The 5,333-nt window shown below is 36.4% G+C and carries 7 protein-coding genes; 6 read left to right on the top strand and 1 reads right to left on the bottom strand.

Translation table 11 applies throughout. The features are described 5' to 3' along the window. From LVY74_RS17490 to LVY74_RS17475, 4 genes are all read left to right on the top strand, one after another. The coding region (locus tag LVY74_RS17490; RefSeq protein WP_237816130.1) for a DUF2971 domain-containing protein at positions 1-778 on the top strand (778 nt) is incomplete at its 5' end. 549 nt (positions 779-1,327) lie between these two features. Beyond that, positions 1,328-2,257 carry a replication initiation protein RepM gene (gene repM / locus LVY74_RS17485; protein WP_237816129.1) on the top strand — a complete coding sequence of 310 codons (930 nt, stop codon included), beginning with the start codon at positions 1,328-1,330 and terminating at the stop codon, positions 2,255-2,257. Between the two features lie 54 nt (positions 2,258-2,311). After that, a complete protein-coding gene (locus LVY74_RS17480; RefSeq protein WP_237816128.1) occupies positions 2,312-2,947 on the top strand; it encodes a mobilome CxxCx(11)CxxC protein in 636 nt (211 codons plus the stop codon). Further along, positions 2,947-3,189: a hypothetical protein gene (locus LVY74_RS17475; RefSeq protein WP_237816127.1), complete on the top strand. Its 243-nt coding sequence runs from the start codon at positions 2,947-2,949 to the stop codon at positions 3,187-3,189. The genes LVY74_RS17480 and LVY74_RS17475 overlap by 1 nt, the downstream gene beginning before the upstream one ends. 8 nt (positions 3,190-3,197) lie before the next feature. Here the strand turns inward: LVY74_RS17475 and LVY74_RS17470 are convergent, their stop codons facing one another. Next, on the bottom strand, positions 3,198-3,467 hold the full coding sequence (locus LVY74_RS17470) for a mobilization protein (protein ID WP_237816126.1): 270 nt from the start codon (positions 3,465-3,467) through the stop codon (positions 3,198-3,200). 198 nt (positions 3,468-3,665) lie between these two features. Between LVY74_RS17470 and mobQ the strand changes: the two genes are divergently transcribed. Together mobQ and LVY74_RS17460 are read left to right on the top strand one after the other, a co-directional pair. Then, positions 3,666-4,628, top strand: coding sequence for a MobQ family relaxase (gene mobQ, locus LVY74_RS17465; RefSeq protein ID WP_237816125.1), 963 nt, complete (start codon positions 3,666-3,668; stop codon positions 4,626-4,628). After that, positions 4,625-5,098, top strand: a complete 474-nt coding sequence (locus LVY74_RS17460; protein ID WP_237816124.1) for a hypothetical protein — start codon at positions 4,625-4,627, stop codon at positions 5,096-5,098. Before mobQ ends, LVY74_RS17460 begins: the two co-directional genes overlap by 4 nt. The last annotated feature ends 235 nt before the right edge of the window (positions 5,099-5,333 follow it).

The raw sequence follows: 5,333 nt of genomic DNA, 5'->3' as shown, positions 1-5,333 counted from the left end.
TAGTGAGTTCATACAGGCTATAAATGATGCAAAAAATTTATTAGGTGGCATTTTTGAAAATGATGACTACCTTGCTTCAATGGGATACGTCCTAAGACGTGCTGTTGAAGATATGGAAAAACATGATGTTTTTGTCACAAGCTTTAGTAAAAAATCTGATTTATTAAGTCAATGGAGAGGTTATTGCCCTCAAGGCTCTGGTATTTCATTAGGTTTTGATCAAGATTTAATTAAAAAATATTGTGAAAATCATGGTTTTAGACTAGAAGAGTGTATTTATGATCAAAATATACAAGCAACTTTTACCCATAAAATTATCTTTGATGGTCTGAATGAACTTCCACAACTTCAATTAACAAGAAAAGAATTTGATAACCTTTCTTTAAGGGAAAAATTGGACTTTGAATTTTCTAGTCGAGAATATCTTGATTCTAAAGAACATAGCCATTTGTTAGATCAAGCAATAATTAATTTATATGGAAAACTTAATCAAAATGCACCTCTAATTAAAAACCATGGTTTTCATGAGGAAACAGAATGGCGAATTATTGTAACCGACCCAAAAATCAATGTGTCTTATCGCCCTGCAAAATCTTATTTAATTCCTTATTTAATACTTCCTATTTTGGAAGAACATCCTGACATTCTTAAAGAAATATATATTGGTCCAAGCCCTGAAACAGCTAGATGTAAAGCATCAATTGAATATTTATTAAATGATAAAAATATAAAGGGGGTTGAAATTAAAGTATCAAAGATACCTTTCACTAGTTGGTAGAAACCGAACGAGTGTCTACGAGTGATTGAGCATCATTAAAATTTTATTCTAGTTTTTTCTCTGATTACAAAGTTCCCATCTTAAAACTCAATGAGGTTAACAGAGCAAAGCGACTCTATAGCAATTGATTTAGATCGAGCGTACGCGAGAAAAAATCAATGAGCGAAGCGAATTCATTGTTGCTTTTGCTTTTAGATTTCACAAATAAAATTATTTAAAAACTGCCCCTACGAAGCGAGGAACGAGCTTCAATAGAGTACGAGCTTTAGCGAGTACCTAGGGCAGTTTGCACTCCCCTCTCGAAGGCTTTTAATTTTTTTTAAAGCTTTTAAATGCTTTTAAGTGAGCTGAAACTCTTGTTATCAAAGGGTTTCAGCCTGTATAAACGGACATTAGCTCTTGTATAAACGGACATTAGCTCTTGTATAAACGGACATTAGCTCTTGTATAAACGGACATTAGCTCTTGATTAAGGGACATTAAAAATATTGACCTTAAAAAGATATTACATTACATTGTCCGTTAATTAGATAATAATAAGTGCTTCTTATGAAGAATAGTTTAGTCGTGAAAGATAACGCTCTAATAAATGCCAGTTACAACCTAGAGCTAACAGAACAGCGACTGATCATGCTGGCCATTATTAACGCTAGAGAATCAGGACATGGCATCACGGCAGATAGTAAATTAGAAATACATGCCAGTGACTATGCAAAACTTTTTAATGTGTCCGCAGATGCCTCTTACAAAGCTCTAAAAGAAGCTGTAAACAACATTTTTAATCGTCAATTTAGCTATACAGCAGAGTATAAAAAAACGGGGAAGGTCGGTATTGTCCGCTCTCGCTGGGTGAGCCGTATTTTTTATGTAGATGACTTAGCATTATTAGAAATTACTTTTGCCCCCGATGTCGTACCTCTAATCACTCGATTAGAAGAGCATTTTACAAAGTACGAAGCCAAACAAGTTGCTCACCTAACAAGTAAATATGCCACTAGGCTTTATGAATTACTTATTGCTTGGCGTGAAGTTGGGAAAGTTCCACAGCTAGAGCTTAATGAGTTTAGAAATAGACTAGGGCTTATAGATAACGAATACACGGCTATGAGTGATTTTAAAAAACGTGTACTTGAACCCTCTATTAAGCAAATTAATGAGCATACAGATATTACTGTCACTTATGAGCAACACAAAAAAGGGCGCACAATCACAGGGTTTTCATTCAAATTTAAGCAAAAAGCACAGCCAAAAATTGAAGCCAAACGAAATCCAAACACCCCAGACTTTTTTATCAAAATGACTGATGCGCAACGTCATTTATTTGCCAATAAAATGTCTGAAATGCCTGAGATGGGGAAATATTCGCAAGGTACAGAAAGCTACCCACAATTTGCGATCCGTATTGCTGAAATGCTTTTAGATAAAGAAAAGTTTAAAGAGTTTTATCCTCTTTTGAAAAAACTGGGATTTAAAGAGTAAATATTTTAAAATAAATCAATAGTTTAAAACCCAACCTAGTGTTTAGGAATTAACGTGGAAATTAATCACAAAATTTTAAAAAAATTACAGGATGCACTGAGTGCAGAGTACTTATATACAAAGAAAATTGATTTTTATAGTTGGCTAATTTTAGTTAATAATTTATTAGCGTTTTCTGTTCCTTTAATTGTTTTAACTTCTCTTTATCTTACAAAAGGCACTGGTTTAGAAAGCTTTTTTAACATCACATCTACCTTATCTTCTTTAGTTTTATTAATACTTACTGGTTTTATGTTCATCACAGGGATACCCGATAAAAAAGAGAAATTCATTGTAGCTAGAAGAATTAATCGCAGAACACAAAAAGAGTGTAGGGATAATTTATATAATAATAACGATAACTTAAGTTACTTTTTAAATCATATTCATGATATTGATGATGATGATTTAGATAAATTAGGAAAAGTATCAATCAAAGAAAAACAGGCTTCTTTCCGATATGCCTTAGAGAAACTTGATTTAGGTTGTGAGGTCTCTTGTCCTGTCTGCAATAAAAACCCATTAACACATAATGATGATAGTAAATCATGTCAAATGTGTGGCTTACCATCAGACAAAAATCCAAGTAATGAAACATCACAAAAGAAGGTAGAATCTGATGATAATCCTCCAGCAACAGAGAAAAAATAATGTCTACAATCATCAACGCTTTCGATAATTTTTATGGATCTTTAGATTCATCACAAAAACAAAAATTAATTGAACATATTATTAATGAGCATATTAAAGTAGCTTTAGAAGGATATGACTCTGGAGCATTAGTTGTACTGAAAGAAGGCTATAATTCTGGCAATAAAGTTATACTGACTAAAGGCTATAATTCTGGATCAACAGTTCGATTAAACAATAAGTGTTCTCTTTGCGGAAAGTAATAGAAAATCTAAAGATTAAATAATTTTCTATCCCGTTCCTCAGTCAAATACTCGTTGAGTTCAGCGAGTATTTTTTCTTTGTTAGCTTCATTAGCATTCATCTTTTTAATTAAATAAGAACCGAGCAAAATTTTACGCCGAGTATCATCCTTGCGCTCCTGTTCTTTTTTCTTGGTACGTTCTCTTGCTTCGATAGCCTGTTTTTGAGCTTTTAACTGTTTCAGCTTCTCTAACTGGGCTTCAATTTTCTTTTCAATATTTTCAGTTGATTTTGTCATAACGTCCAATTTCGGGATATAGAAAACCACTCAAGCATAAGGCTCTATGAATTGGAATTCAAGCGAGCTATATGCTATCGTGTTTTTCATGAAATGCGCACTTACGACTTGAACAAAGTTCAAGTCAAGTACGTCAGGGATTGCATCACTGAACACGCAAAAAATTGCTACACAATTTTTTTAAAAGGCAAAAGTAAAATGGCGATTTATCACTGCTCGACGAAAACGGTAAACCGAAGTTCTGGACGAACTGCGGTAGCATCGAGTGCCTATCGTTCAGGTGAAAAACTCAAGGATGAACGTACAGGGCTGACCCACGACTTTACGAGAAAAGATGGCGTGGCTCATTCCGAAATTATCTCAAATCTCGATATTCAAATTGACCGTAGCCAACTCTGGAATTTGGCGGAACAGTCCGAAAATCGCAAAGATGCCCGAACCGCTAGAGAATGGGTCATCGCCCTACCCGATGAATTAGACGCAGATCAACGTAAGGACTTGGCAAAAGCCTTTGCCACGGCCTTAGTTGATCGCTATGGCGTGATTGCAGACTTAGCCATTCACGAACCCAGCAAAGGCGGAAATGATAAAAACCATCACGCCCATATCATGCTCACCACCCGAAAGGCTGAATTAGACCCTGAAAACAATCTGATCCTGACCACAAAGGCAGAAATTGAACTCAGTAACGCCAAAAGAAAGACTCTCAACATGGGTACAACCCAAGAGGACATTAAACAAATTCGGGCAACATGGGCAGATCTGGCGAATCACGCCCTGGAACAAGCAGGACAACAGCAGAAAATTGACCACCGCAGCTATGCCGATCAAAACAACGGATTACAAGCCACGATTCATGAGGGCACTTCGGTCACTCAATTACGCAGACAAGGCATCGGCACCGAAATTAGCCGTTATAACGACAAGGTTAAACAGCACAACGCCCAATACTTGAACCAAAAAGAACAGCAGAAAGAAACCACGCTCCAACGTGGCTTTAACCGTGTAGAACAAGGCTTTGACCAATGGCAAAAAGACCGAGAAGCCAAACGCATAGAACTAGAACGCCAAGCTGAACAGAAGCGACAGCAAGAACGAGAAATGAAACAAGCCGAACAAAAGGCATCACCTAATTTGAATAAAGGCGGATGGTCACGATGAGCAACCCAGACGATGATTTAGACGACCAGTTATATATTTTATTGGCTTCTATGAAAGAATATCGAGAAGCCATAGCAGATGATAAGAAGCGATTAGAGGTGTTTTACAGCCAAGTTGCTACAGGTGTGCTCGACAAGGCTGAAAAATCGCTACAGGACACCAATAAACAAGCCATAGGTGCATTAAAGAGCCGTATTCAAGAACTCGACAAGGCAACAAGCCGTTTGAACACCCAATTCATCATTGTGTACGCCAGTGCTTTTATTGGATTGGTCATTATTTTATTTTTGGCGTTGTTCCTATTCATCCCAAGCATGGACGAAATTCAACAGCGTAGATCTGAAGTAAACAACCTCAAACAGTACAACCTAGACATATCCAAGTGCGAGGGAAAAACCTGCGTCAGAGTGATAAAAAAGCAGTGCGGATATGGGGAAAATGGCGATTACTGTGTGATTGACCCTAAATAATTTCGGGCGGTACTTTGCTCTGTTCTTGGTCATTACCAAATAAATACGATAGTCGCAAAGTTGCCCGACTTTGAGATATGGCTAAAGCCATATCTCAAAGTATCGAGCTAGATTTTTTAATATAGGAATTTATAAGAATGGGGATGCTGTATCACTATACAAGTTTGCAGGGATTAATCGGAATCATTTCAAGTAGTTCTCTTTGGTGTAGCCATTGTGAATATTTAAATGACTC

It is taken from the genome of Acinetobacter sp. ME22 (genome assembly GCF_022012315.1).
In the GTDB taxonomy this organism is placed as follows: Bacteria; Pseudomonadota; Gammaproteobacteria; order Pseudomonadales; family Moraxellaceae; genus Acinetobacter; species Acinetobacter brisouii_A.
The sequence above is the reverse complement of the archived record's forward strand: the minus strand, read 5'-3'. Positions and strand labels throughout refer to the sequence as shown.

Bases quoted from the DNA above. Each gene is read 5' to 3' on its own strand.
- mobQ (WP_237816125.1), top strand. From the start codon at position 3,666: ATGGCGATTTATCACTGCTCGACGAAAACGGTAAACCGAAGTTCTGGA.
- repM (WP_237816129.1), top strand. From the start codon at position 1,328: ATGAAGAATAGTTTAGTCGTGAAAGATAACGCTCTAATAAATGCCAGT.
- LVY74_RS17470 (WP_237816126.1), bottom strand. From the start codon at position 3,467: ATGACAAAATCAACTGAAAATATTGAAAAGAAAATTGAAGCCCAGTTA.
- LVY74_RS17460 (WP_237816124.1), top strand. From the start codon at position 4,625: ATGAGCAACCCAGACGATGATTTAGACGACCAGTTATATATTTTATTG.
- LVY74_RS17475 (WP_237816127.1), top strand. From the start codon at position 2,947: ATGTCTACAATCATCAACGCTTTCGATAATTTTTATGGATCTTTAGAT.